This window comes from Sinanaerobacter chloroacetimidivorans (assembly GCF_018128545.1).
GTDB classification, from domain to species: Bacteria; Bacillota; Clostridia; order Peptostreptococcales; family Anaerovoracaceae; genus Sinanaerobacter; species Sinanaerobacter chloroacetimidivorans.
In genome coordinates this window covers 32,724-59,103 of the sequence record NZ_JAGSND010000009.1, presented here as the reverse complement: position 1 = coordinate 59,103, position 26,380 = coordinate 32,724, and the positions used below count along the sequence as shown (strand labels likewise).

The window sequence follows — 26,380 nt, the reverse complement described above, 5'->3', positions numbered from 1 at the left end:
CCAGCCTTGAGTACTCGCTACTAAAGTAAATCCGAAAGAAGCCTTGATACGGATTCTTTAAATTTGATCTGAAGTGACCGTCTTCGGTATAACTGTCTGGTAAGCTCATGAGATTGAGCCATATCCGATTCAAATATAGCTTCCAGCTTATAGACCTCAGCTGCATCATAAATAAAAGCGTTGGCTTCAAAATTCAAACGAAAACTCCGAATATCGAAATTGGCAGAGCCAATGGAAGCTACTTCCCCATCGACACAGAGGGTTTTTGCATGAAGAAAGCCGTTGTCATAAATATAAATCTTTGCTCCGACATCCAAAAGTATCCCTATGTAGGAATAGGTAGCCCAATATACAAACATATGATCCGGCTTACAGGGGATCATAATCCTCACATCCACACCGGAAAGCACAGCGGTCTTCAGGCACTCCAATATGCTGGAATCCGGGACAAAATAAGGAGTCTGGATATAAATATTCTTTTTCGCGGAGGAAATCATTTTCAAATATCCTTGCTTTACCTCTTCCCTTGAAGAGTCCGGGCCTGAGGATACAATCTGTATGCCCGTTGTCCCCGCATGGGTAGGGGCATTATAATAAGCCTGGGAGAGTACCAAAGTTTCCTTGGAGGCAAAGCGCCAGTCCAGGATAAATCTGGCATTCATATCCTGAACACAGGATCCCAAAAGTCTTAAATGAGTATCTCGCCAGTATCCGATTTTCTTCACCTTTCCAAGATATTCGTTTCCTACGTTAAAACCGCCCAGGTATCCGATTTCGTCATCAATGACGACAAGTTTCCGATGATTTCGATAGTTTAATTTCATATTCAGATATTTAAATTTCGGCGGGAAGAAATAGGCATGCTTTCCTCCGGCACGCTTAAAAGCTTCCAATATCTTTGGCGAGATTTGCCTGGAGCCCATGGCATCCAAAAGCAGCCTGACTTCGATTCCCTGAAGAGCCTTTTCGGTTAGGGCTTCAAGGAGCATTCTGCCTACTGCATCATTCTTTACAATAAAATACATGACATTGATGGTTTTGGTGGCATTTTTGATATCCTGAAGCAGGCAGTCAAATTTATGCTTGCCGTCGGTAAGAATCATGATTTTATTGTCCTGAGTAAAAAAGGCATTTCCGTAGGTTTGGTGCAGGCGAATCATATCCTGCCATTTTTTTGCCTCAGGATTGGTGAAAATCATCTCTCCATCTTTGATACTTTCAATCTGTTCATTCAGGGAAGCACTGATAACTGCTTCTTCAAATTTTGAAAGTCGGAAGATTCGCTGCCTCGCAATATTCTGAGAAAGCAAAAAATAAAAAATAATCCCTGCCACTGGTACGAGAAAGAGTATCATAATCCAGGCTAGGGTAGCAGAAGGGTTTTTCCTCTCAAGAAAAATGATGGTTAACGCGATCATAAAATTGACGAGGAAAAGCCCTGTTATTAAAGCTGACATATTGATAAATGTAATGGAAAACACCAGATCCTCCACTTATTATTATGAAAAAGCTATCGATCCTATAATAAAGCTTCCAGTTTTTCCTCCAGAACAGTCTGAGGCAGCGCTCCGGAAATTCTTTCTTTAATTTCGCCATTCTTAATGAAGAATAAAGTAGGTATGCTCATTACTTTATTTGCTATAGCAAGTTTACGCTGTTCATCGATATTGATCTTGCAGATCTTTGCCTTGCCCTCATACTTACCTGCCATTTCTTCCAAAATAGGACCAACCATTTTGCAGGGGCCGCACCAGTCGGCGTAAAAATCTACCAATACAGGAACATCGGATTCCATAGCCTCACTATTATAATTATCTTCTGTTAAATAAACAATATCCTTCATTTTTTTCCTCCTCAATACTTTGTATATGTAATTTATTTGAGTCTTGGTTCTGCCGGCTGTATTCTTTTTAAAATGGACACGCTGTATCTGGGCTGATAGCTCTTGCGATAAATTACATTTATTATAATAGCTCCAATAAGCAAAATAAATGCAAGTCCCACAGAAATTGCCCCTTCATTTTTTCCATCAAAAATAAAGGCTCCCAGAAACAATCCGGCAAAAAACGATAGTGTAGGGAGGATATAAACGATGAGAAACTCCGTTATGGAAAAGGCTTTTGTTACCTTTACATCCACCATATCCCCTTGCCTGGCATGAATCTCATTTTCGGCCTGAAAAATGGATCCGGGATGAAGATGCTTGTTGCATGAGCCGCAACCATGGCATTTTTTATGCTTGTATAGCATAATCTTTGCGGTATTATCGTCCAATACTTCTAAAACGTCAGCTGTTTTTCTCATATATTATACCTCGATACATCATAGTATAGACTTAACATAGTAAATTATACCACTATTAAAGAGTTGTAAACAACAATTGTTTTTAGCTTTGAAATCAGAGCAGCATTCTGTCGTTATCAATGTCAAACTGAGCGATGAGCTTCTCAACGGACATATTTGCCCGTTCTTCTCCGATGAGATCCAGAACTACCTTGCCGTCCTTCATAAGAATCGTCCTGTTTCCATATTCCAGTGCTGCTTTCATATTATGGGTGATCATCATGGTGCAAAGTCCCGGAGCCTTTGAAAATTCCTCTGTCAATGCCAGGACCTTCTGCGCCGCATTGGGATCCAGAGCGGCCGTATGCTCATCAAGCAGGAGAAGTTTCGGATTGGAAATGACAGCCATAAACAGGGTTAATGCCTGCCTTTGTCCTCCTGACAGAAGTTTGGATTTCTGCTTCATCCGATTTTCAAGCCCCATATCCAACATCGCAAGTTTTTCTCTGAAATATTCCCGCTCTTTACCTGAGAGACCTTTTTGCAGCCCAAGGCTCTTATTTTTACTGCCGGCAATGGCCAGATTCTCTTCGATGGTCATGTCAAAAGCCGTGCCTTTTAAAGGATCCTGAAATACCCTTCCGATGAATTTGGACCGCTTATATTCAGGCATACGGGTGAGGTTGATGTCATCAAGAAAGATGCTGCCTTCATCAATGTCCAGAACACCGGAAATGCAGTTCATCAAGGTTGACTTCCCCGCCCCGTTGCTGCCTATGATCGTAATAAAATCCCCTTTTTTCACTTCCAGGGTTACGTCGTCAATGGCTACCTTTTCATTGATTGTACCTTTGCCAAAGGTTTTGGATATCCCGTGAATTTTAAGCATGCTTTACACCGCCTTTTTCTTTGTCCCTGACTGAGAACGACTCTTTGGGCTTCTTCCGGAAGGTAAGCTTTTCCCCCATGATTCCTGTTGATAAAGCAATGGTTACAATAACAGCAGAAACCAGCTTTAAATCATTGGATGGCATTCCGGATTGCAGCGCAAATGCGATGACCAGCCGATACAGTATGGCCCCCAGGGAAACTGCGATAAGCCTTCTTCCCATGGATTTCGTGCCAAAGATCGCTTCACCGATAATGACGGAAGCGAGCCCGATCACTACCATACCGACTCCCATTCCTACATCCACAAAGGATTGATATTGAACCAGCATGCCGCCGGCCAAACCAACCAAACCATTCGAAACGGCCAGCCCTATCAATCTCATTAAATTGCTGTTTATCCCGGATGCTTTTACCATATCTTCATTATCACCGGTAGCTCTTAAAGCAAAGCCTAATCTTGTTTTCAAGAAAAGATACAGGCAAATGGTGACAATGATCAATATGAGAAGTCCCAATAGAAGGGAACTGTATTTCCCGGGGAATACAGTCTCAAAAGACTTGTAAATCGTATCATTCTTTATTAATGCCATGTTGGATTTTCCGCCCATAATTCTGAGATTTATGGAGTAAAGCCCTAACATGACAAGGATTCCGGCAAGCAGCGGCTGAATTTTCAGCCGGGTATTCATCAAAGCGGTTATCGAACCGGCAAGACAGCCTGCCACGAAGGCCAGCCCCAAAGCCAGTATGGGGCTCCATCCGATGCTGCAGATCATAGCAGAAGTGGCAGCACCTGTAATGATGCTGCCATCGACGGTCAAATCCGGTGTATTTAGCGTGCGGAAAGACAAAAATACGCCTAATGCCATCACCGCATAGATGAAACCCAGTTCCACGGATCCTAAAATCGCTGCGAAAGTCATTTTATTATCTCCATTTCGGTATTTATCTAAGAATTATTCCCCTAAAACCGTTGCTTTATCTAATACGGACTGCGGGAATACGACTCCGATCTGATCGGCTGTTTTCTGATTGATATAGATATCCATATCTTTCATAGTCATTACCGGCATTGTTCCGGGATCGTCACCTTTTAAAACTTCAGCAGCCATTTTTCCCGTTTCTTTGCCCAATACGGTATAGTTGATTCCGTAAGTTGCGAGACCTCCGTCGTTTACCATGGAATCTGCGCCAACATAGAACGGAATCTTTGCATCGTTCAGTGTCTTTGTAATAATCGGCATAGCGGATGCTACCGTATTGTCAATGGGTGAGAATACCGCATCTACCTTGCCTGCAAGATAGGTGGCAGACTGCTGCACTTCGCTGGCATTCATAACCGGCCCTTCAACTACTGTCAGCCCTTTCGCTGCTGCATATTCTTTCAGATCATTGATCACCGATACGGAATTTACCTCACTGGTATTATATAATGCACCGATGGTTTTGATGTCCGGCGTAATTTCCAGAGCCAAATCCATGATCATTTCGGCAGAAACGGCATCGGAGGTTCCCGTTACGTTTCCTCCGGGAGCTTCAAGGCTGTCAACCAGCTCCGCAGCCAATGGATCCGTTACGGCTGAGAATACGATGGGAATCTCTGTGGTTTCACCGAGAGCCGCCTGAGCGGAAGGTGTTGCTATGGCAATGATAAGATCGTAATTGCCGGAAGCAAACTTCTGACAGATGGTTTTCAGAATCGTCTGGTCATTTTGTGCATTCTGATAATCTACAGTCATATTTTCCCCGTCAACAAAGCCTTCTTCTGCCAGTTGATCCAGAATGGAGATACGAATGGTGTCCAGGGATGGATGCTCCACAATCTGTACGATTCCTACGGTTGGGAGATCCGCATCCTGCCCGCTGCTGCCTTCTTCCTTACTACAACCGGTCAGCAATGCAATTACCAGCATAGCCGCCAAGATCAATGCAAATGTTTTGTTCGTTTTCATTTTTTTTTCTCCTTTTCTCACAAATTATTTTGTGTTTCAAAACAATTAAAATTCCATTCAAACTTATTTACAATAAAAAAAACACTTATCCTGATAAAAAATCAAGGACAAGTGTTAACTTGCGGTACCACCTTGTTTGACATGCAAAACATGCCCACTCTGCAGAGTGCCATCACACCCTTTGCCAGATAACGCCGGCTTGCGTCTCCGCTACTTGATGAATCAATCTTTCGCTTCGCCCTCTGAGGCCCACTTGCTGTATCTGCATCTGTCCGACTTCCACCATCTCGGATTCGCTGTGAGACCGTTTTACAGTTTAACTCCCTCGTCTACGGTTTATAGTCATATTAGCATCACTGACCGCTATTGTCAATCCATTTTTATTTACAGAATTTTGTAAAAGTACAGGTTTGTAAAATTTTTCAAGGTTTGGTTCATTAGCTTCAAACTGATAAAGGTTATTGAAAAATGGTCATATTATCACAGCCAAACTCCGAATAGGGAATGTCAAGCACCATGGTATAGTTCATTTGTTCTTCTTTCAATCCATATACAGGAATGACCACAGAATCAGGCGAAAGGTTAAATCCACTGATTCCATTATAATATTTCAGGACTTCCGCCTCATCGGGCTCCTCAGCGTTGCTGATTCCTGAATTTCTGACCTGCTCCAGAAGGGATTTTTTCATAGCCTCTACGATCAACGGCTTATACTCAAATCCTGCAAGGAACAAATCTTCTAGTTCCAGCTCTTTCAGCGGTGACAGTCCATAGCAGTGATACTCCAGTTTCGAGTTGAAATAATTGGGAATGGATGTGTATATCATATGAGAAACATTCACATATTCTCCGATGAAATCTGCATATACGGAGTTCTCATAGCTTCCTTCACCTCTTTGCGCCAGTTCTTCCTGAGAGAATGCCTCCAGCTTTTTCTTTATGTCCTGAACTTCCTCCGGTTTTACTTCCGTATAGGAAATCAACAGTCGCTGCAGTTCTTCAGGGAGTTTGGAGGAAAATCTCCAATTGGTATAGATATTCAGGTTCCCGTCCTTGTAGTAATCATTTCCCCCTACATCCTGTGTTTGGTATTTGAAGGACAATGACTTTACAGGAGCCTTATCACTCAGAAAAAGGTCCGTATTTTCATCATAAAAGCGCTCCGTAACAGCAATCGTATCCCCGATTTCCGAGAAACTCAGGGAGATTGTCATTGCCATCATTCTGGTATCAAACTGCGGTGTTTCATAATCCATAAGAAACCCGATTCCATACGGATAAATGTTAAATTTCTGATCTCCGGTCAGCCCCTGAAAAGGTGAGACCAGTTTGAGATCACCGCTCATGGTATAGTAATATCCTTCATCCTCTGCATAGTTGGCTGCCAGATAGGATTTTAAATTTTGATTCAGTATTTCCAGATAGTCCACATTATCACAGAATAAATCCTCTAAAGTAATCTCCTCTCCGGTATTCAGATCAAGATTCAGACTAGCGGCTTCCGAAACGTACTGGGTATTATTGAAATACTTCAGTTCCTCTTCCGTCATGGTCTGTTCCTGATTGCCTGCCGCATAGGTTGTGTTTTTCTGAATCATTACGGAAAGGATATGATTGAAATTGCCGGTCACCATCATATAAATATTTTCTTGTACGATGGCCGAGCCTTCAGGAATCCTCGCTTTGATCCCCCGATACGGCGGCAAATCCTGGACTTTCATATCCTGATAAGCCTCCAGAAGTTTATCGTTTATTTTTTTCTCAACGGCAGAATCTTTCAGCCCTTTTATCTGAATATAATTGTAGGAAAAGAAATCGCCGTCCCGTACTGCTTCCGGCGTCGTGTCGGCAGCAGGGTCCTCCTTGATATCCAAAATTTCAATCGGATTGCTGACCGTATATTTGATGATAACAGGAGCATTGACAGGGTTATTCGAGGAGAGTTCTTCCGCTTCTTGATTTACCGCTGGATTTCCGGCACAGCCTGTTATATTCAGCAGGACCATCAAGGCCAGCAAAGCAGCGGAAACGAAAGTCCTTTTCGATTTTCCGAACCCTTTACGTACCCAGCTTGACATAGCCTGCCTCCTCAGCAATCTGCTGACCCTGATTACTTAAAATCCATTTCAGAAGTTTGCTTGCATTGCTGTCTTCCGGTTCATCATTCCTCAATACGGCATAATATGCGGTCTGAATCGGATAAGAACCGTCCCGGATCGTTTCCTTGTCCGGAGGAACGCCGTCTATAGCCAACAGCTTTACCTCATCATTGCTCCACATATCCGTGGCATAGTAAAAATAGGAATATCCGATAGCATCTTCTTCATTGGTATAAACGGCCACTGCGTCGATCAATGCACCCATCTCACCGATAATCTGCTCAACAGGGGCATCCATGATCTCCTCTGGCCCCAGGACCAGATCCAGCATGCCGGTTTGACTTCCGGAATTCTGCGGTCTTTGATAGGCAATAATTTTTCTGTCTTCTCCGCCTACCTCTTTCCAGTTTGTAATCTTTCCCGCATAGATGTCCTTCACCTGCTGCAAACTCAGATCTGAAACAGGATTGTTCCTGTTGGTAAGAAATACAAAGCCCTCACTGACAACGGGCACCACATTCAGCGTGACACCTTTTCCCTTTGCATAGGCCAATTCTTCCTTCGACGGCGAGGTTACAAAAATGATATCTGCATTGCCGTCAATGAGATTTACATAGGCTTCATGCGTTTTATTATGTACGATATACTGTCTTGCTTCTTCAATGCTCATATCCAGAACGGCCGTTGCCACTGCTTCCGAAAGAGGAATGGTAGCGGTGGAACCATCCACCTTCGGGTATTCCGCAACCGAAAGTTTAAGCGATGCCTGTTCTGGTGCAGGCGTTTGATCCGGCTCTTTTGAATCACTGCCGCAGCTGCTGACGCTTCCTGCAAGAAGCAGCGTCAGGAATAGAAATGCAATCTTCTTTTTCATTTTTCATTTCCCCTTCTCCCTTTTTTGGATAACCTGGTTTTACCCTTTCACGACATTCTAAAGGCTTACAGCCACCTTGCATCCCCTGACTGATTGTCATAACCAGGATGATTATCGAAACGTACAACACCTACCTGAAGCTTCCCTGCGACAGCTTCCGTCACCTTTGCATGGCCGATGGTCCCAAAGCCTCCGCAGAGTTCGACCATGATAACCCCTTCTTCTGCAAGTTTTTTCGCTTCTTCACAAGCCATATCATAGCTTCCTACGCCTACCATGATCATCAGCCCCTGCCCTAGGTCCATTTCCACTCTTCTGGCCTCCGTAATACTGGCATTGATAAACATAAAAACAACTTTTCTTTTCATAACATTCACCTTTCCTGACTTAAATTTATTTATTTTATAGTATTTCTATATCTATTTCTTAAAAAGTCCATTATTTTTCGGTATCCGTATTTGGTTTTTGTTTCCGCTTCAAAGAAATAAAAATGCCTACCGCACATACGCATGTAAAAACGATAAACGACGTGTGCATGGTTCGAATCAGCATTTCCGGCTCCGCCTCGGAGAGGGTTACATTTCCCATCTGATTGGCTACGATAAAGGTTACCACCGCCATACTCAAGCTATGCCCCATCGAACGCATCGTAGCCAATATGGAAGAGGCTACACCGTAATCGTGCTTCTCTACACAAGCCATCACCGCATTGGTATTCGGGGAAGAGAAAAAAGCAAATCCCACTCCTACGACGGCAAGGTTGACAATAATCAGAATCAGCGGATAATTTTCTGAAATAAAAATAAAAGAGAAAAGCCCCAGCGAACAGAGTGCCATACCAAAAGACGCAAGCTTGAATGGAGAAACCCTATCGGAAAGCCTTCCTGCATAGGGTGATAAAACGGCCATAACGATAGGCTGGCTGATAAGGATCAAGCCGGAGATCTGAGATTCAAAGCCCATGACGACCTGAAGATAAATGGACAGCAGGTAGCCGACGGCAAAGGTTGCTCCATAGTTCATCAGGGCTGCAAGATTTGAGAAAGAATAACCTATGTTATGAGCAAACAAGCTCACCTCAACAATTGGGCAATTTGTTTTCAGTTCGTGCCGTACAAAAAGAATAAAAAGTACAATCCCTATAAGAATTAAGAATTTTGCATAACCGGCGGTAGAAAAAGAAGACAGGCCGTACATGATGCTGGTAATCATCGCCACATATAAAGTAATTCCCAGAATATCCAAAGTCTGTCCATTCTTGGATACTTTCACAGCGGGCAGCTTTTTAGCCGCAATAAAAAAAACAATGAAGCTGACTGCAGCTGTGACGATAAAAATCGAACGCCATCCGAAATAATGGTTCAAAAACCCTCCGGCTACCGGCCCGGCGGATAATCCTATATAGGTAGCAGCAATGGAATACCCTAGAACCTTTCCTCTTTTGTCCGGAGGAAAAGCACTGATCAAAACTGCCGTATTGGTGCTGAAGATCATAGCGGCTCCGATACCCTGTAAAACACGGAAGCAGAGCAATGCTGCAATGGACCATGCAAAGGCGGAAGCGACGGAGCACAGAGTAAAAATGAAAATACCTGTTACCAAAATTCGCTTCCTGCCTGTTAAGTCCGCGATACGTCCAAAAGGGACGGAAAGAACGGCTGATGCCAAAATATATCCGGTTACAATCCAGCCAATAAACGTTGCGCTGGCATGATATTCATGTCCGATTGCAGGAATAGATAAATTTAAAGCGCTGCCGGTGAAGGTTGTAATAAATGCAGTAATTATGACTACACTAATGGTTGCCAATTGTTTTGGCGCTGTTCGATTTGTATTAGTCGATCCTTGTTCCATACTATCTTCATCCTTTTCAAAGTTTCAGTATACTGTTTACGTATGCTACGTATAGTATATGACTTTTTGCAGGAATAAATCAAGATAAAGTAGCAGCTCGGATCATCTTCGTAATTCAAAATTAAAATACGCGTATCACCTTTGCTTCTACAGAAGGCGGATAAATCATGAGCATGGGACCTTCCACAAAGGTAGCCTCTACAGCGGCGCCTTCTTTCAGGTCTTCCGCAGTCAATGCTATGTTGGTATTTCCTTTATATATTTTTGTATTGCTGCCTATTATGACATTGGCTTCCTGATAGGTGCCTCCATTGTTGGCAGATCCTGTCACAAAGATACTTTTTATCTTTTTGTCATCACCCAGGGTTACAGATGTGATCTTTCCTTTTACATCCACTTGATCGATGGAAGATACAAGCCAGGAAGTTTCCCCTTTTTCTGCAGTGATGTACCAGTTTTCAGTATAAACGGCATTTGTGGAGTCCGTATAGGTAAATACTACGGAGTACAGGTAAGCGGCATCGCTTAGCTTTGATAGTTCCTTGACTTCGTAATTCTTCACCCAGGGACTGGAAACTCCGGTTGACCAGTTTGCTTCTGCAAAGCTGTTATAAGTTTCCTTTTTCAGTTCCGGCGTCATCACCGCGTACTGCCAGGCGCCGTTCCTCGTCTTCACCCCCTCAGCCCAGGAATTTACAGCGGAAAGCTGATCCTTAGGGGCAAGAGCCTGTTCCAGATAACTAATTTGCTGCTTTTGGCTGTCTGTTGACTGAGAATTGATGATTACGGTATTGGTACTGCTGTCCCAGTCTACCTTTGCACCCAATCCTTCGGAAATAACTCTCACCGGCACTAAAATCTTGCCGTTTATATTAATGGGTGCCGTATCTGTCGCCAATTCCTTTCCATCCAGATTCAGCTTGATGGGTTTAGGCTGATTTCCTGCAAAAGCAGCTGTTCCAAGACCTGCTATTAAAACACCTGCCAAAACTGTCGTAAGTAATTTATTTTTCATATGATGTACCTCCTGATTTTTCTTTCGATAATAGATCTTATCTGCGCAGTTCAATTATTTAGACGGCAAAGAGAAAAAAAAGTTCCAATAGAAAAGTGTTCTCAGTACTCCCAGCTTTTTCAATTTAGCCATTGACTTTCTCTAAATGGTCTTTATATGATAGGAAATGATGTTTTCCTATCATATAAAGAAGCTGCCGCACCTGAAAAAGAGGTGCGGCAGCATAAGCGTCGGACTCCGATATACGATTTTATTTATGATAATGTACGTGAAGCAGCTCGTGAGATCTGTCTTTTAAAATTCCTTCATATAAGGATGAAATCATTGGGTTCTCATCCGCATGTCTTAGCTGAGTCTGCTTATCAGAAGCATAAAGAGCCTTGGCACGCAGTTTCTTTTTATCCGTCAGCCCAAATGGCTGGCCGGCACCGGCAATGCAGCCGCCCGGACAAGCCATCACTTCAACAAAGTGATAGAAAGCTTCCTTGGATTTTATTTTTTGAATCAGTTTTTCCGCATTTCCCAGACCGCTGACTACAGCGATCTTGAGAACAGTTTCCCCATCTTCTAAAGGAAGTTCAAATTCCTTTGTACCTTCAAGTCCTCTGGCGCCGCAGAATTTAATATTATTGATACTGGTATGGCTCTTGTCCTGAATGACTTTTCGTATTACTGCTTCCGTAACACCGCCGGATACTCCAAAGATCAATCCAGCTCCGCTGTACATGCCAAAGGGCATATCCATAGCTTCCGGCTCCAAATCTTTGAATACAATACCGGACTCATAGATCATATCAGCAAGGCCTTCGGTGGTCAATACGATATCAACATCTGAGATACCATCGGTTTTGAGTTCTTCTCTCCCGGCTTCCGCTTTCTTTGCCGTACATGGCATAACAGAAACAACCACTGTTTCTCTGTCGTCTTCAGGATTGGATTCCTTCCAATAGGCTTTCATGAGGGATCCAAACATCTGCTGTGGGGATTTGCAGGTGGAAACCTGGGACATCAGTTCCGGATGCTTGTTTTCCACATATTTTACCCAAGCCGGACAACAGGAGGTAAACAAAGGCAGGTCATTGCCATTTTCCAGTTTATGTAAAAATTCGTTAGTTTCTTCTATGACGGTGAGGTCTGCCGCAAAGGAAGTATCATAGACTTCATCGAAGCCGATTTTTCTCATTGCCGCTACAATCAAAGGCATCACGTTCTCGCCTTCTTTCATTCCGAATGCTTCACCGAGAGCAACTCTGACAGCGGGTGCAACTTGAGCAACCACTCTTTTTTTCTTATCATGGATTGCTTTCCAAACTGCCGGTACATCATTTTTAATAATGATGGCTCCGGTAGGACAAACGGCAGAGCATTGACCGCAATTCACGCATTCCGTTTCAGCGAGAGGCATGTCAAAGGCAGGACAAACCATCAGGTTATAGCCGCGCAGTGCAAAGTCGATGGCCCCTACATTTTGGGTTTCACTGCACATTCGGACACAGTCACCGCAGTGGATACATTTATTTGGATTTCTGGTGATGGACGGACTGGAATCATCTATCTTATATTCATCTTTAAATGCTTTTTCCGATTTATCAAAGCGTACCTCGTCAATCCCGAATCTCTTTGATAAATCCTGCAGCTTGCAGTTTCCATTCTTTGAACAGGTCGTACATTCTCTGCAATGGGAAGCCAGCAGCAATCTTAAAAGAGTCCTTCTATGTTTCTGAAGGGTTGGCGTATTGGTCCATATCTCCATTCCATTTTTAGGCGGAGTTGAACAGGACGCATGGATGCTCCCCCTGTGATCTTCCACAATACACATTCTGCAGGCACCATAAACGGAAAGTTCCGAATAATAGCAGAGAGTAGGAAGATCAATTCCTGCTTTTCGAACGACGTCGAGAATGTTCTTTTCATTCGTGAAGGGAACACGCTCGCCGTTAATCATCATAAATTTATTTGCTTTAGACACTTTTGTTCACCTTCCTTTTAATTTTCCACGATAGCATCAAAGTTGCAGGAGTCAAGGCACATTTTGCATTTTACACATTTGGCAACATCGATAACATAGGGTTCTTTTCTCTTTCCGCTGATGGCATTTACCGGACATACCATTTGACATTTTGAACATCCTCTGCATTTTTCAGGAATGATTACAATCTGTCTAAGCCCTGGACAGCTGCCGGTTGGACAGTGTTTATCCACAACATGGGCCAGATATTCGTCTTTAAATTCACGTATGGTGCTTACGACAGGAGAAGCCGCCGTTTTTCCCAATCCGCAGAGGGCAGTTTTTGTGATTGTGTCTGCAAGTTCCTGGAGCATATCAATCTGTTCCACAGTCCCTCTTCCGTTTACAATATCTTCCAGAATCTCATTCATAACATGTGTACCTTCTCTGCAAGGAACGCATTTACCGCAGGACTCGTGCTCCGTAAAGTTCATAAAGTACTTGGCAATGCCCACCATGCAGGTGCTGTCATCCATAACAACCAAGCCTCCGGAACCGATCATCGCCCCTGCTTTTGTAAGTGAATCAAAATCAAGACTCAGATCCAGATGTTTTTCCGTAAGACAGCCGCCGGAAGGTCCGCCGATTTGCACGGATTTGAACGCTTTTCCGTTCTTAACGCCGCCCCCTATCTCGAAGATAACCGTTCTCAGTGTCGTTCCCATGGGAACTTCAATCAAACCGGTATTGTTCACGTTGCCGGTCAGTGCGAAAGCTTTCGTTCCCGGACTTTTTTCAATGCCGAACTGACGGTAGCCCTTCGCTCCATGAGTGATAATATAAGGTACATGAGCAAAGGTTTCAACGTTATTTAATACAGTGGGTTTGCCAAAGAGTCCCTGCTCTACCGTACGAGGAGGCTTTACTCTCGGCATTCCTCTATTTCCTTCAATAGAGGCGGTCAGTGCGCTTCCTTCTCCGCAAACAAAAGCCCCTGCACCTAAATTAATTCTGATTTGAAAACTGAAATTGGTTCCTAAAATGTTATTTCCCAGATATCCTGCTTCCTCTGCCTGAGATATGGCCACCTGCAGTCTGTGAACCGCCAGAGGATATTCTGCACGAACATAGATATACCCTACCTGTGCTCCTGTTGCAATACCTGCAATGATCATACCCTCAAGCATCTTATGAGGATCTCCTTCCATGACGCTTCTGTCCATAAAAGCTCCCGGGTCTCCTTCGTCTCCGTTGCAGACAATATATTTTACGGGCTCCTGCTGGCTGCGAACCTGAATCCACTTTTTCCCTGTCGGGAAGCCACCGCCGCCTCGGCCTCTGAGTCCGGACTTTTCAATTTCCTTGCAAATCATATCCCCATCCATTTCAAGAAGGGCTTTTTTTACAGCCTGATATCCGCCTGCTGCAATATAATCATTGATGTCTTCCGGATTAATAATTCCACAGTTCTTTAAAGCAATTCTTGTTTGTTTTTCTAAAAATTCCCGGCCTGATTCCGGTATCAGATATTCGGAAACGGGTTTGTTTCCGATTAAATGGCTGTTCACCACAGCTTCAACTTTGTCCGAAGTCATATGTACGTATCTTGTTAAACATCCATCATTATCGATGATGTCAACAATGGGTTCCAAATAACAGCTTCCGATACAGCCGGTGATGGATACCGCGACATTTAAATTGTTTTCGTCAATGAGTCTTTTAAATTCCGCTTCCGCCTTTTTTGCACCGGAGGCGATTCCGCAGCTTCCCTGCCCAATGATAATTTTCATTTATTACGCCTCCTTGCTGTTTTCTTCTTTAATGCGCTGTATGATTTCCAATACTTTTTCTTTGGTGAGTTTTCCATAGGTTTCCTCTCCTTTGGAACTTTGAACCATCATTACCGGTGCCAAGCTGCAGCAGCCAAGACATGCTACATTATTTAAAGTAAAAATTCCGTCTTCTGTGGTTTCTCCATCAAATATGCCCAGTTCATCATTGATCACAGCTTCTATTTCCTGTGAACCGCTAACGTGGCAGGCTGTACCCTGACAAAGCATAATGAGATTTTTTCCAATGGGGTTCAGTCTGAATTGTGTATAGAATGTTGCAACTCCGTAAATTTTAGCTAAGGTATTTCCGGTTTTTTTGGAGATGTATGTAAGTACTTCTCTTGGCAAATAGCCATAAATATTCTGGGCTTGCTGAAGAATGATAATAAGATTTCCAGGCATATCTTTTACATTTTCTAACAGTTGATCAAGCTCGGTATAATCAAATTTACTTTGACTTCCGCATGTACATTGGCCGCTTGCATCGTTGGGGTTCATAATATTCCTCCTTGCTATTTTTGTGGACACAGAATAAAAACGTTAATAAATTATCAAATAAAGTATATAGTATCACCGCAAATTTGTAAACATAAAAAATCTATGAAACCGGTTATATTTAGGGTTTTTATAAAATCAATTTATGTTTATCAGCAAATTAGTAATTTCTTTGTTCCCCGAAGACGTTTCTTTAGTTTTGGAAATATTGTGAATATTATATCAAATAGTACGACTATTCTGAAAATTGCACAAGGCAAAAAAAGAACCCCTTGGCGCAGTCTGTTACCAAATCGTTGGCAGACCGCAGTCCTGGGGTTTTGTCTATTTATTTCCATTTACAGAATTTACAGATAAATGTCTGAAAATTCAATTGCGATTTCCTGTATCAGCCTGCTGTCCCTATGTACTAATTGTGCATCCGTCTGCTTGCTTTCTTCATCCTTATTTCCAGGCAGCGGTTTTTTAGCAGGGAGCATAACAGTAAAATTGCTGCCTTGCCCTTCCTGACTTTCCAGGGAAATTTGACCGCCCATGGCATTCACCATGAGCTTTACAAGATGAAGCCCAATGCCGGTGCCTTCCGCCTGACGCGACAATATGGTGTTCACTTGGCCGAATCTCTCAAAAATATCCGTTTGCTTGTCAAAGGGAATTCCGATTCCTTCATCTTGTACACTAATGCATATCATATTTTTATTTTTATATTTTTTCACATACAATGTAACATTGATCAATTTGCCTACAGGTGTAAATTTTAATGCATTTGACAGTAGATTCAAAAGAATGCGCTCGAATTTTTCTTCATCAATCAGAATTTCTTTCTTATGAATGCTGGTAATAAAATTCACCTTCACATCCTTTTGCTGTGCAATAGATTGTATAGAATTTACGATGGAGTTGGTAAGGTATACAATATCATAGGTGCCGTCATTCAACTTAATATTTCCCGAATTGATCCGTGCAACATCCAAAAGATTATTGACTAACCGCAGTTGTCTGTTGGTGTTTTGTTTGATGGTACTGATAAATTTGTGTGCCTTCATGGGCATTTGATTTTGACATACCAAATCAAGTGTTTGCAAGGCAGAACTGATGACTGCCAGCGGAGTCTTGAATTCATGCGTGATGAGGTAGAGAAACTCATCCTTTAGCTTCATGGCGTTTTCCAGTGCTTCATTCTTTTCATATTCTTCTTCAAGCAATCGCTCCTGCTGTATCCTCTGATCGGTGATATCCCGTACCGTAAGAATGGTGATGATCACTTCCCCGTTCGTACCATAGACTGAGTTGCCGGAATAGCTGCACAACCTTTTTATCCCCGTATCCTTCTGGCACAGCCAGACCTCAAGATCATAGACAAATTCGCCTCTGAGCACTCTTGACAAAGGCCATTCTTTATAGGCCAATGGACTTCCATCATAAGTAAAGAGATCAAAATTCCGGGCGAAATCCTCCGAAAAGATTGGCTTTTCAAATGAACTTAATCCGCAGATCTGCAAAGCAGTTGCGTTCATTCTCAGAATATAGCCTTTAGAATCAACGATGACTATGCCTTCGGTCATATTGTCAAGGATTGCGTCCAGCTGCTCTTTTTGCTCCTTGATCTCTTGTTCCTTTTCCATCAATTCCGTGACGTCCAGGGAGGTATATACACCTAATTCCACATCATCATTGGAATTAAAGATCGGAATCCCACTGGTAATGGAATATCGAGTCTCATCCTTTTTAACCAATTTTATTTTGACGTTTTTAACCTTTTCTCCCTTTTGAAAAACTTTATAGCCAATGGTATCCTCCAGAATATAAGGGTTACCGTCAAAATCAAAATATTGGATTCCGTCTGCAGGCAGCATGCAGTTATCCGAATGTTCCATAGAGTCGTTAAACAAAGAATGGCTATTCAGAATATTTCCGTTTTTATCCACGATATAAATAATATCTTCAACGCTTTCTAAAATTACCTTTAATTGTTTATTTTTTTGTTTGATCTGTTTTTCCTTTTCAATCAGCTCCGTTACATCCCGGCTAAGCAGGACCCCCAGTTTAAAGTCTCCTTTATCATCATATAAAGGGCTGCCGCTGTATTCATAATAGAAAACTTCTTTTCCTTTCTTGAACATAAGCCTTTGGTTATTGACTTTTTCTCCTCTTAATACCTTAAAATTGGGCAATTCTTCCTTTGATAATTCCAATCCGTTGATATCGTAATATCTTTCATTCAAATCCACCGAGCCGCCTACATTTTCAACGGTTTTTCCTATGTTTGTAGACCGCTTGGCAAATTCCTTTACTTTTTTATTTTGCAATACATAATTGCCATACTTATTAAAAGCGACAACTCCTTCAGACATATTATCCAGGATCGCTTCAAATTCTTCTTTCTGCTGTTTGATATATTCCCTGTTCTTGACTCTTTCCGTTACATCGTCAAGCATGGAAACCAGATATTTTACCTTGCCGTTTTCCTCAATTGGGGTTAACGTATTATCCCAGTATTTAATATCCTCACTTTTGAGCAGTCCCGGTCTTTCTTTTACATAGATAGACTTGCTATGAGCAACAAGTTCATTCCATGTCGTTTCACCAGGACTTCCCTCAAAGTCATCGAAAATCTCTTTTAATTTTTTGCCGTATGACATTTCTTTGGAACGAAAAGGTACAGGCAGGTAATTTAAATAGGTTTGGTTTGCTCTGATAAGAATAAAATCAGGTGCAGTATAAACACCGATCCCAGTAACATTATCGGCAATCAGCCTTTCAATAAATTGATTTTTATCTTCAAACCTGGAATTATTGATTTCATAAATGCTATATTTTATTTTATCCGAACGGTCATACTGTGTCTTTTGAATATAAACATTTCTTACTTCCAGTTTCTTGGTAAATAAAAAGGCTTCCGTAACACCGGCAATCTCATTGAGATGAATCGAAACACGAAGAAGTTCCTGAAAAACAGAATGAACGGTTTTTCCTAACAGTTCATCCTTATGATACTGGGTAAATTCACAAAAAAAAATGCTTACTTCCGTGATGATACCCTGTGTTTCAATAATATACTGCATATTCTTGTACTTATCAAAATAACTGCTCATTGAATTAGCTCCCTACTGCGATTCTTACTATGTTTGAGAATAGTCCACCAAGATCATTGTGATAGCGACACACTCCAGAAAATGAAAATGTAATTGAATGTAACGGTACTATTAATATACCATATTTTATGCACCTCCGTAACCACCTAAACAAATCAAAAAAGAGTTCGATGAACTCTCCCCTGAAAAAAATAGTATCTAAATTTTAGATTATAACGTTAACCATAATTTGTCAATTATTATTTGTGAAATATTCTGATATTTTATGAAAGCTAACCATACGGATTTTATTGATCCTATGTACTTCAAATAAATCAACAGCCTTTACTGTTTCCCTTTCACCGCAGTTTGACATGATGATCTCTGCAGTTTCCAACCCATCACCATCAAGTGTGTAGCCTGTGATGGTGACCCAATGCCAGTTATCCTCCCTGAGATCATAAGCACGGTGAAACAGGATCAAAAGTGCGATAGGCTGTCCGTCATCAATATTTTGTTTTACATAACAGAAAGCCTCCTCAGCATTTTGATAGGAATTGCAAAAGCTTGCCTCCAGGGAAATGCCATGGTCTTTGCAAAACCGGATAAATTGATTTGCAAATTTTTTCACATAAGGGAACCCGAAAAGACCCGGCCGCATATAGGTAAACATTTCTTCCATTGCCGAAAGGTATTCTTTGATATCAAAATAACGGGTATCACCGTCATAGATTCCTGCCATTTTTTCATGATTGGCAGCATAATAGACAGCCAGATTGGCCCCGGTGGTGCACCCGCAGCCGGCTTTCCTTTTGATAAGATGCGGAAACCATTCCTGATTTCCGCCATAACCTATTTTTCTGCCATTTTGATATACAATTGGAAAATTTAATTCTCTTTTAATCATAACCTTTTCTTCTCTATGTTTAACTAATTTTAAACTGTTATCTTTCTTATTGGGATAACTCTTTTAAAACGAATATCTGTTGCGGAAAGATGTCTTTTAAATGTATTACAATTATATAATAGAAGTCAATGCCCGCCAAGATGAATTCTTTTCCAACCAACTGAAAAGTCTATTTTGCATATTTCCTGTTCTTTTACAAATACTTTTACCAAGCAATCGAAAAACAAGAGGAGAAACAAGTATGAACGATCATAAAATTATAAAAATAAAGAAAAATGAAGATGGAGAAATTACGGATGTTATGCTTGATAACGGCAGTGTAATGCCGGTCAACCAGGCCATACTGCTGGCAAAAAGAGGCGAACTGGACGATACCATCGTCGTACGGGGGAAAGACGGGGGAGAGTTTTTACGTATTGATCCAAATCAGTCGGATTTTGATAACCTGGCCGAGTTCCCAACGTTTAAATAGCTCCTAAAAGGCGACAACGGCTGCGCCTCCAGCTTGCTTCGCGCGCTGCTGTCCGTTTTGCCAAGCCAAGCAACGGCCTGCGGCCTCCGACTCGCTTTGCTCGCTGCTGTCCGTTTTGCCATTGCGGCTAAAGCCGCGGCAAAAAGGCAAGCTTGGGGCAAAAAGGCAAGCTTGGGGCAAAAAGGCAACGGTTAAGGTGCTTTCTTTGATGTTCCGTCAACATCGCTTTCAGCGATATTTTCTGCATAATAAAAAACCTCCCCTGACCAAACCTAAAGTTGGATCATAGGAGGTTTTCATATAAACTCAATTCCGGTTTTCATTACAAAACGATGCAGATAAAATATTCCTTCCCCTCATCCGAGATCTTTTGCAGAGAACGCTGAACCTTGTAACGAATATGTTCAGGCACATTGGAAAGTTTGTTCTCCATTTGCTCCGTCACCATTTCATACAGGGATTTTCCAAAGATATTGGTCTCCCAGATCTTTGACGGATCGCTCTCGAATTCCGTAAGCAGATAACGGATCAAGTCCTCGCTTTGCTTCTCTGACCCTACTACCGGCGAAACTTCCGTAGTGATATCGGTCTTGATAATGTGTAGTGAAGGTGCTTTCGCTTTGAGCCTTACGCCGAACTTGTTACCCTGCTTGAAAATTTCCGGCTCCTCAAGCACCATTTCCGTCAGCTTCGGCTGAACGATTCCATAGCCGCTCTCATCGACCTGGGCCATAGCCGTCCGCAGTTTATCATAGGACCTCTTAGCCTGAGCGAATTCTTTTATCAAGCCGAAGAACTGATAGTCATTATTGACTTCTTCACCCATGATTTCTTCTATGACCTTATAGAACAATCCGTTTACAGCAGCAACTTCCACGTCAATATCTCCGGTTCCGAGATCCATGGAGCTGACATCCATACTTTGAATGATGCTTCCGTCTGCCAAAAGACCGATTGAATTCTTGATGTCTCTGATATTATCGAAGCTTTTGCTCCACTCTTTGATATTATGTATAATAGATGCTTTGATCCAATGATCGTTGGAAAGTCCGTCAATGAAGCCTGGAAGATGGAATTTGATCTGAGCAGCAGGGAATTCATATAAGGTTTCACTTAGAATGGTATTCAGTACTGCGGCATTCATTCTTGCACAGTTGGTTGCAATAACCGGAACCCTGTATTTTTCCTCCATGCTCTTTTTCAATTCCTGAGCCGACTCCTCATCAGGTTTGGTGGAATTTAAAACTATGATAAAAGGCTTATGCAGTTCCTTCAGTTCTCTGACAACTCTCTCTTCGGCAGGAATGTAGCTTTCTCTTTCGATTTCACCGATGGTTCCGTCCGTGGTGACTACAATCCCTATGGTGGAATGGTCCGTAATCACTTTCTTCGTACCAATTTCCGCCGCTTCTTCGAAAGGTATTTGCCTCTCTTGCCATGGTGTGCTCACCATACGGGCCTTACCGTTTTCCTGATGACCCAGGGCGCTGTTTACCATGTACCCGACACAATCTACCATGCGTACTTTGAAGTTGATATTTCCGGGCAGTTCCAAAGAGACTGCCTCAGCAGGAACGAATTTTGGTTCCGTAGTGGTAATGGTGCGGCCCGCTCCACTTTGGGGGAGTTCATCACGTACCCGTTCTTTTACATAGACATTTGTTACATTCGGAATAACCAGCAAATCCATAAAGCGTTTAATAAAGGTGGATTTTCCCGTTCTTACCGGTCCGACTACCCCAACATAAATGTCACCCTGAGTCCTCTCAGCTATGCTTTCATATATATTTAGGTTTTCCAATTTTTTAACCTCCTCCAATTTTAGTTCCACTCATGTCTGTACAATATATTAGAGGATACCATAGTTTATTCATATTTTTTAAAACTTACAAAATGAAAAAAAGAGACTTGATTTTCATCATGCCTCTTCCTCACCGATTCGTATTGTTCCGTTGTTTACCAATTCTATGAACATGAATGCAAGCTTCGGATCAAACTGCAAGCCTGCCTGTTCTTCTATAATTTTCAGAGCCGTAGCGACAGAATAGGGTTCTTTGTAGGACCGCATCGAGATCATAGCATCAAAGGAGTCTGCAATGCACAAAATTCTCGCGGATACCGGGATATCCTCCCTGGCAATCCTTCTTGGATAACCGTTTCCGTCATATCTTTCGTGATGGTGGATAACCGCCGGGATTACGTAATCCAGAGACGGCAGATGGCGAATGATACCGATAGAATTTTCTACATGCCCCTTCATGATCTCATATTCCTCCGGTGTCAATTTCCCCGGTTTATTCAGGATTTGCTCCGGAATGCCGATCTTTCCGATATCATGCAGCAATGCCGCTTCTCTGATTATTTCAACACAATCGGAGTTCATGCCGTAAGCGTATGCCAGTTCGGTGGCATAATAAGCAACACTCTTGGAATGATTGAAGGTGTAATGATCCTTCGTATCGATAGCAGCGGTCAGTGCATAAATGGTAGGTGCATATTCGGAATAAATATCAGCCTTATGCTCGCTCAGTTCCTTTTCGTCAGCTGTAACATGGTGCTCTCCGGCAGAATATACCATAATGGCGTTCTTCCCGTTTCTCTTTACATTATAGATGGCCATATCAGCGTTATCGATAAGCTGCTTTACGTTGTTCGCAGCATACGGAATGGAACAGACGCCGCCGCTTACCGTGAGCATTTTCAAAGAATAATCCGATTCTCGCTTATTCATATTCAAAATCTGCTTTCGAATGGTCTCCGCCAGATTTTTTGCTGCCAGCATATCATAAAGCGGAAGAATGACCGCAAATTCCTTGCCGCTGTATCTTGCTACGTAACCGTTATTTCCTACGGTTGCCTGAATGATCCGGGCGATATTCTGAAGAGCAATATCCCCCTCCTTGTTCCCGTAAAGCTGGTTGTACAGCTTAAAGTCGTCAATATTTAAAATCACCAGGGCAAGAGAGTTGTTCTTATGTTTTTCATATTCTGTCTGGATCACTTCATAGAAATACTTGCGGTTCAGAAGTCCGGTCAATTCGTCGGTTCTGGCTTCCAGGTACGCCTTCTCATAAAGCCGGGAATTTTTAACGGCAATAGACCCGATTGAATTTACGGAATCCAGAAAACTAATATCATTAAAGGAATAATGTCCGCCCTTTTCCTTCCCGGACAACAGCACGATCCCCACCATGCCGTCTTCATCCTTCAGAGGAACGAAGCATTCGATATCAATATCCGCAATTTGCTTTTTTTCCGTCTCCCACATGGACTTATAGTCTACAGTTCTCCTGAAGTCTTTCATCAGAAGGCATTCGTTGTTATTTGCGAGCCAGAGGGCAATAGGATTGTCCTTATTGATTCTAAACGACTTGACATCCAGAAGGCTTGTGCTGTGCGCCACTTCATAGCAGTTGCTATGAACATCCAGCACACAGATATAAACTCTCTTCACGGAAATGGTTTTCTGTATGACATCCACAAGCTCCTGCATGATTTCATTTACATTCAAGCTCCTTGTGACGGCAAAGCCAAACTCCTTCAGGTTTTCTGCCTGCACAATTTCTTCCCGTATAAATACTCTGTCAATAAAGCGCTTCATAATGTAATAGATCAAAAATGTTGCAATCGTAAAAATAAACGCAATTATCAAAACAATATGATCCGCGAAAATTGTAAAGTTTACATTGATAAAGCGTTCCAGGGGGCGTATCAGATTAAAGAAAATAGCAAAGGAAAGCCCTGCCGCAATAACATAGCAGCTCCCCCTTGATACCAGCAAAGTAAGTTTAAAAAGCCTCCGTTTATACAATGCGTAGAACATAAAAAAGGCATTGAAAATTCCGGAAAGGATATCCGCGGGAAATCCCCTGAAATACGGTATCATAATGATGATGTGGCCGATAAATAATATGATGATTCCAGATATGATCGGCGTAAACTGTTTTCTTGTCATGTCATTGGTCTTACTGTATTTGAACAAAAGAAACAGCATATGAAGTACAATAACGGCACAGACGCCAAACATAACAGAAACAAGCCAGGTGGTGTGATAAACGAAGCTCACCTCGCCATTGCCGGCAAAAACAACCTCCGGTGCCCTCAGAAATGCTCCGGTAGAAATATTGATGGCATTGGTGACAATAACAAGAAGAAGCCACAGGCGTTTTGAGAAGGTACCGCTGGCTCCGACAAATTCATAGACAAAACGAAAAAATGCATAAGGTAACAAAGTCAGCCCAAGAATAGAAGCATCATACCAAAACTTTATGGATGGCCAAAGCTGCATACGCATGCAAAAAGAACCGCCTGTCCATAAAATTAACGCAGCCAGTATCATCAGAAATGCATTGATAATATCATTCTTTTTCGCCGCAATAAAAGCAAGGAATAAGAACGTATAACAAAGCAAGGCTATGATTGGTATGTAAACAAAGTTACCCATTAAACACCTCTTCCTCGGGTTACCCTGAAATCCTGTTGTTCAATTCTCAAAAGCTCCATGATCTCATAGGAGGATGGGTTGATATGTCTTAATGTTTTCCCCGTCTGCCTTTTATACTCTTCAAAGGTTCCACATTTCAGGATGGTGATTTCCAGAGGATCCATACCCAAAATGTGTTTTAAATCCTTATAGTCGTGATCTACATATTTGAAATAAACGCCGAGATGTTCCCTTAAAATTTCCTTGCTGATGGCACTGCTGACCAGGGATTCCAGGTTCATCTCCACATACATGTGCAGCAGAGGCCGATTATTTTTATTGTATTCCTTTACCGCAATCCAGTTTTCTATTGCCAGGCCTGATAACTCCACGACACTGCGAATAGAATGTTCCGAGATACGGGTAAAGCCTGCAATATCAATAATGGTCGGAATACGGTCCACATATTGAAAACGTGGGATTCTCGTCTTATCCTCACTGCTTTCCAGGCCGACACAGCGATAGACATCTCCCACTCGATAGCGTACAAATGCACCGCCTTTTAAAACTGAAATTGCAATTTCATATTTTTCACCCGGCACCACTTCATTCATCAGATAAGTCTTCGGCTGATAACTGCTGTCATCCAGGCTTTTATTCATTTCATCTTCCGGTATAAATTCATAAAAACAGGTATCCGGGAAAAAGTACATCCCGTTCCTGGTCCAGGTCTCCGTGCCGATGCAGGAAGGCTCTGTACCTGCAAACAATTCCATCGGCCTGATTCCCCAGAGGTCTTCCAGATCATCTTTATAACAATGGTTATCCGTACCGGCGCACATGAATCCTTTTAATTTGAATAAATCCTTTGGTTTTAAATCTCTGCCTTCTTTCTTGCAGCGATACTTTGCAAGAGCAAATCTTAACAGCATCGACGGAGAATAACGGAACAGACTCTTTGAGGAGCCGCCTGTTGAGCTGCCCGATGCCTTTGATTGATCTCTTCCCATTGATGACAGACTGAGGCTGACATAATAAGCTACACTGCCCAATCCGAAGAAAAAATCGATTCCTTTTCTCAGACCCAGCTTAAAACCTTTTTTATTTCTTTCACCGAAAGACATTTTCACTGCCTCCTTTACAGGTGGCAAAAACTCTATGCTGATTTCATCGTTGAGAGCCAGCGGGAATAATCCCGTGGCATACGGTAAAGGAGCCAGTGCATATAAAAATTTATCTGTAGCACGAACATTAAACTTTCCCTTTTCCGTACTGGTGGAAAGCATCAGACACGCAAGGACATTATTCCGATAGGTCTCCAGCATGCTTTTTGTGTAAGGAGCCAGCTTTATAGGATGCTTTCCTCCCTCCCAGGTAGTTTGAATCCAGATGATGGGCTGGTCCGGCAGCATATCCCCTTTTTTCTGAAGAAGGACATCTGCATAATCAATATAGGTAGTTAATGGTACACTTTTACGAAATTCATCAATGGTTTTGGGCTGCTTCCCCTTCAGCATCTGCTTGCCCAATTCACTTTCACTCCAAAGGGAAATCTGTTCAAGCATCAAGCGATACTGAATCTGCATATAGGAATCGATATCTAAATCCAAAAAACCGCAATACTCCTGCCATAGCCGGTCATATTGCTGCATTTTCAGTTTATCTTCAAATTTCAACCTATCGCCTTCTTTCTTCATGCAATGTATGAATACAGCTTTTGATGCTTTCATAATTGGGGAGCAAAAACGGTGTTGACTTTTTATATTCTCCGTAATCCTCAAAGGATTTCATAAAGGTCCATCGATCCTGAAACATTACGTATAATAAGTTTAGTAAACTGAACAGGATGCCTGCTGCCAGCAGCAATGGCATCATGAAGGTAAGCCCCAGAAACAGATAAAATCCTGCAAACCATAACACTCCTGGATGTCGGCACAATGCATAAACTCCCTTTTTACACACTTTGGGAAGCCCCTGGGATTGGATATAGGTTTCCTGAAAGGGTAAGGCAAAAAAAAGAGTATAAATGAGCAAGAGAAAAAAAAACAGGGCTAATATCCCGGACAATATGATTCTCAAGACATTGAACTCCATTTGACTCCAAGAAGCGGCAATCATTCCCCCTGTAGATAGTATCAATAGCATAATCCCAATAAAAAAACATCCTTGAAGCACCTTACGTTTGAAAATAATGCTGTTGATATCGTAAAGGAAAAAGAGCGGAAATGCTGCTAACCCTAAAAATAAGTATGTCATACGCA

Annotated in this window: 21 protein-coding genes; 1 reads left to right on the top strand and 20 read right to left on the bottom strand. The window is 42.2% G+C overall.

Annotated features, from left to right (window positions below; genetic code table 11):
- Positions 1-20: 20 nt before the first annotated feature.
- The 16 genes from cls to KCX82_RS13445 all read right to left on the bottom strand — a co-directional run bounded on the left by cls (position 21) and on the right by KCX82_RS13445 (position 19,224).
- The gene (gene cls, locus KCX82_RS13520) at positions 21-1,481 is read right to left on the bottom strand and encodes a cardiolipin synthase (RefSeq protein WP_227019016.1); all 1,461 of its coding nucleotides are present in this window, start codon (positions 1,479-1,481) and stop codon (positions 21-23) included.
- 38 nt (positions 1,482-1,519) lie between these two features.
- Positions 1,520-1,843 carry a thioredoxin gene (trxA, locus tag KCX82_RS13515; RefSeq protein WP_227019015.1) on the bottom strand — a complete coding sequence of 108 codons (324 nt, stop codon included), beginning with the start codon at positions 1,841-1,843 and terminating at the stop codon, positions 1,520-1,522.
- A 32-nt stretch (positions 1,844-1,875) separates the two neighbouring features.
- Complete coding sequence (locus tag KCX82_RS13510; protein WP_227019014.1) at positions 1,876-2,304, bottom strand: SoxR reducing system RseC family protein; 429 nt, start codon at positions 2,302-2,304, stop codon at positions 1,876-1,878.
- Positions 2,305-2,398: 94 nt separating this feature from the next.
- Entirely contained in the window at positions 2,399-3,172 is a 774-nt protein-coding gene (locus tag KCX82_RS13505; RefSeq protein ID WP_227019013.1) for an ABC transporter ATP-binding protein, read from the bottom strand.
- Entirely contained in the window at positions 3,165-4,097 is a 933-nt protein-coding gene (locus KCX82_RS13500) for an ABC transporter permease (RefSeq protein ID WP_227019012.1), read from the bottom strand. The genes KCX82_RS13505 and KCX82_RS13500 overlap by 8 nt, the downstream gene beginning before the upstream one ends.
- 33 nt (positions 4,098-4,130) lie before the next feature.
- Positions 4,131-5,126, bottom strand: coding sequence for an ABC transporter substrate-binding protein (locus KCX82_RS13495; RefSeq protein ID WP_227019011.1), 996 nt, complete (start codon positions 5,124-5,126; stop codon positions 4,131-4,133).
- A 458-nt stretch (positions 5,127-5,584) separates the two neighbouring features.
- Entirely contained in the window at positions 5,585-7,204 is a 1,620-nt protein-coding gene (locus tag KCX82_RS13490; protein WP_227019010.1) for a hypothetical protein, read from the bottom strand.
- The gene (locus KCX82_RS13485; RefSeq protein ID WP_227019009.1) at positions 7,185-8,099 is read right to left on the bottom strand and encodes a PstS family phosphate ABC transporter substrate-binding protein; all 915 of its coding nucleotides are present in this window, start codon (positions 8,097-8,099) and stop codon (positions 7,185-7,187) included. The genes KCX82_RS13490 and KCX82_RS13485 overlap by 20 nt, the downstream gene beginning before the upstream one ends.
- Before the next feature lie 65 nt (positions 8,100-8,164).
- The gene (locus KCX82_RS13480) at positions 8,165-8,467 is read right to left on the bottom strand and encodes a DUF6506 family protein (RefSeq protein WP_227019008.1); all 303 of its coding nucleotides are present in this window, start codon (positions 8,465-8,467) and stop codon (positions 8,165-8,167) included.
- A 70-nt stretch (positions 8,468-8,537) separates the two neighbouring features.
- Positions 8,538-9,953, bottom strand: coding sequence for an MFS transporter (locus tag KCX82_RS13475; protein WP_227019007.1), 1,416 nt, complete (start codon positions 9,951-9,953; stop codon positions 8,538-8,540).
- A gap of 121 nt (positions 9,954-10,074) precedes the next feature.
- Positions 10,075-10,968, bottom strand: a complete 894-nt coding sequence (locus KCX82_RS13470) for a copper amine oxidase N-terminal domain-containing protein (RefSeq protein ID WP_227019006.1) — start codon at positions 10,966-10,968, stop codon at positions 10,075-10,077.
- 250 nt (positions 10,969-11,218) lie between these two features.
- Positions 11,219-12,937: a [FeFe] hydrogenase, group A gene (locus KCX82_RS13465; protein ID WP_465250658.1), complete on the bottom strand. Its 1,719-nt coding sequence runs from the start codon at positions 12,935-12,937 to the stop codon at positions 11,219-11,221.
- A gap of 17 nt (positions 12,938-12,954) precedes the next feature.
- Complete coding sequence (locus tag KCX82_RS13460; RefSeq protein WP_227019005.1) at positions 12,955-14,706, bottom strand: NADH-ubiquinone oxidoreductase-F iron-sulfur binding region domain-containing protein; 1,752 nt, start codon at positions 14,704-14,706, stop codon at positions 12,955-12,957.
- Between the two features lie 3 nt (positions 14,707-14,709).
- Positions 14,710-15,246: an NADH-quinone oxidoreductase subunit NuoE family protein gene (locus KCX82_RS13455; protein ID WP_227019004.1), complete on the bottom strand. Its 537-nt coding sequence runs from the start codon at positions 15,244-15,246 to the stop codon at positions 14,710-14,712.
- 344 nt (positions 15,247-15,590) lie between these two features.
- Positions 15,591-18,338 carry a PAS domain-containing sensor histidine kinase gene (locus tag KCX82_RS13450; RefSeq protein WP_227019003.1) on the bottom strand — a complete coding sequence of 916 codons (2,748 nt, stop codon included), beginning with the start codon at positions 18,336-18,338 and terminating at the stop codon, positions 15,591-15,593.
- Positions 18,339-18,570: 232 nt separating this feature from the next.
- Positions 18,571-19,224 carry a BtrH N-terminal domain-containing protein gene (locus KCX82_RS13445; protein WP_227019002.1) on the bottom strand — a complete coding sequence of 218 codons (654 nt, stop codon included), beginning with the start codon at positions 19,222-19,224 and terminating at the stop codon, positions 18,571-18,573.
- 241 nt (positions 19,225-19,465) lie between these two features.
- On the opposite strand from KCX82_RS13445, the gene KCX82_RS13440 reads away from it, so the two are divergent.
- The gene (locus KCX82_RS13440) at positions 19,466-19,696 is read left to right on the top strand and encodes a DUF3892 domain-containing protein (protein ID WP_227019001.1); all 231 of its coding nucleotides are present in this window, start codon (positions 19,466-19,468) and stop codon (positions 19,694-19,696) included.
- Positions 19,697-20,018: 322 nt separating this feature from the next.
- Here the strand turns inward: KCX82_RS13440 and spoIVA are convergent, their stop codons facing one another.
- From spoIVA to KCX82_RS13420, 4 genes are all read right to left on the bottom strand, one after another.
- Positions 20,019-21,497 carry a stage IV sporulation protein A gene (spoIVA, locus tag KCX82_RS13435; RefSeq protein ID WP_227019000.1) on the bottom strand — a complete coding sequence of 493 codons (1,479 nt, stop codon included), beginning with the start codon at positions 21,495-21,497 and terminating at the stop codon, positions 20,019-20,021.
- A 117-nt stretch (positions 21,498-21,614) separates the two neighbouring features.
- Positions 21,615-24,140 (bottom strand): HD domain-containing phosphohydrolase, encoded by a 2,526-nt coding sequence (locus KCX82_RS13430; RefSeq protein ID WP_227018999.1) that lies wholly within the window; start codon positions 24,138-24,140, stop codon positions 21,615-21,617.
- Positions 24,140-25,816, bottom strand: coding sequence for a GH3 family acyl-acid amido synthetase (locus KCX82_RS13425; protein WP_405127699.1), 1,677 nt, complete (start codon positions 25,814-25,816; stop codon positions 24,140-24,142). The genes KCX82_RS13430 and KCX82_RS13425 overlap by 1 nt, the downstream gene beginning before the upstream one ends.
- On the bottom strand, positions 25,797-26,375 hold the full coding sequence (locus KCX82_RS13420; RefSeq protein ID WP_227018998.1) for a hypothetical protein: 579 nt from the start codon (positions 26,373-26,375) through the stop codon (positions 25,797-25,799). The genes KCX82_RS13425 and KCX82_RS13420 overlap by 20 nt, the downstream gene beginning before the upstream one ends.
- Between the last annotated feature and the right edge of the window lie 5 nt (positions 26,376-26,380).

Coding starts and splice junctions, on each gene's coding strand:
- trxA (WP_227019015.1), bottom strand. CDS start 1,843: ATGAAGGATATTGTTTATTTAACAGAAGATAATTATAATAGTGAGGCT.
- KCX82_RS13510 (WP_227019014.1), bottom strand. CDS start 2,304: ATGAGAAAAACAGCTGACGTTTTAGAAGTATTGGACGATAATACCGCA.
- KCX82_RS13505 (WP_227019013.1), bottom strand. CDS start 3,172: ATGCTTAAAATTCACGGGATATCCAAAACCTTTGGCAAAGGTACAATC.
- KCX82_RS13500 (WP_227019012.1), bottom strand. CDS start 4,097: ATGACTTTCGCAGCGATTTTAGGATCCGTGGAACTGGGTTTCATCTAT.
- KCX82_RS13495 (WP_227019011.1), bottom strand. CDS start 5,126: ATGAAAACGAACAAAACATTTGCATTGATCTTGGCGGCTATGCTGGTA.
- KCX82_RS13490 (WP_227019010.1), bottom strand. CDS start 7,204: ATGTCAAGCTGGGTACGTAAAGGGTTCGGAAAATCGAAAAGGACTTTC.
- KCX82_RS13485 (WP_227019009.1), bottom strand. CDS start 8,099: ATGAAAAAGAAGATTGCATTTCTATTCCTGACGCTGCTTCTTGCAGGA.
- KCX82_RS13480 (WP_227019008.1), bottom strand. CDS start 8,467: ATGAAAAGAAAAGTTGTTTTTATGTTTATCAATGCCAGTATTACGGAG.
- KCX82_RS13475 (WP_227019007.1), bottom strand. CDS start 9,953: ATGGAACAAGGATCGACTAATACAAATCGAACAGCGCCAAAACAATTG.
- KCX82_RS13470 (WP_227019006.1), bottom strand. CDS start 10,968: ATGAAAAATAAATTACTTACGACAGTTTTGGCAGGTGTTTTAATAGCA.
- KCX82_RS13460 (WP_227019005.1), bottom strand. CDS start 14,706: ATGAAAATTATCATTGGGCAGGGAAGCTGCGGAATCGCCTCCGGTGCA.
- KCX82_RS13455 (WP_227019004.1), bottom strand. CDS start 15,246: ATGAACCCCAACGATGCAAGCGGCCAATGTACATGCGGAAGTCAAAGT.
- KCX82_RS13450 (WP_227019003.1), bottom strand. CDS start 18,338: ATGAGCAGTTATTTTGATAAGTACAAGAATATGCAGTATATTATTGAA.
- KCX82_RS13445 (WP_227019002.1), bottom strand. CDS start 19,224: ATGATTAAAAGAGAATTAAATTTTCCAATTGTATATCAAAATGGCAGA.
- KCX82_RS13440 (WP_227019001.1), top strand. CDS start 19,466: ATGAACGATCATAAAATTATAAAAATAAAGAAAAATGAAGATGGAGAA.
- KCX82_RS13430 (WP_227018999.1), bottom strand. CDS start 24,140: ATGGGTAACTTTGTTTACATACCAATCATAGCCTTGCTTTGTTATACG.
- KCX82_RS13425 (WP_405127699.1), bottom strand. CDS start 25,816: ATGAAGAAAGAAGGCGATAGGTTGAAATTTGAAGATAAACTGAAAATG.
- KCX82_RS13420 (WP_227018998.1), bottom strand. CDS start 26,375: ATGACATACTTATTTTTAGGGTTAGCAGCATTTCCGCTCTTTTTCCTT.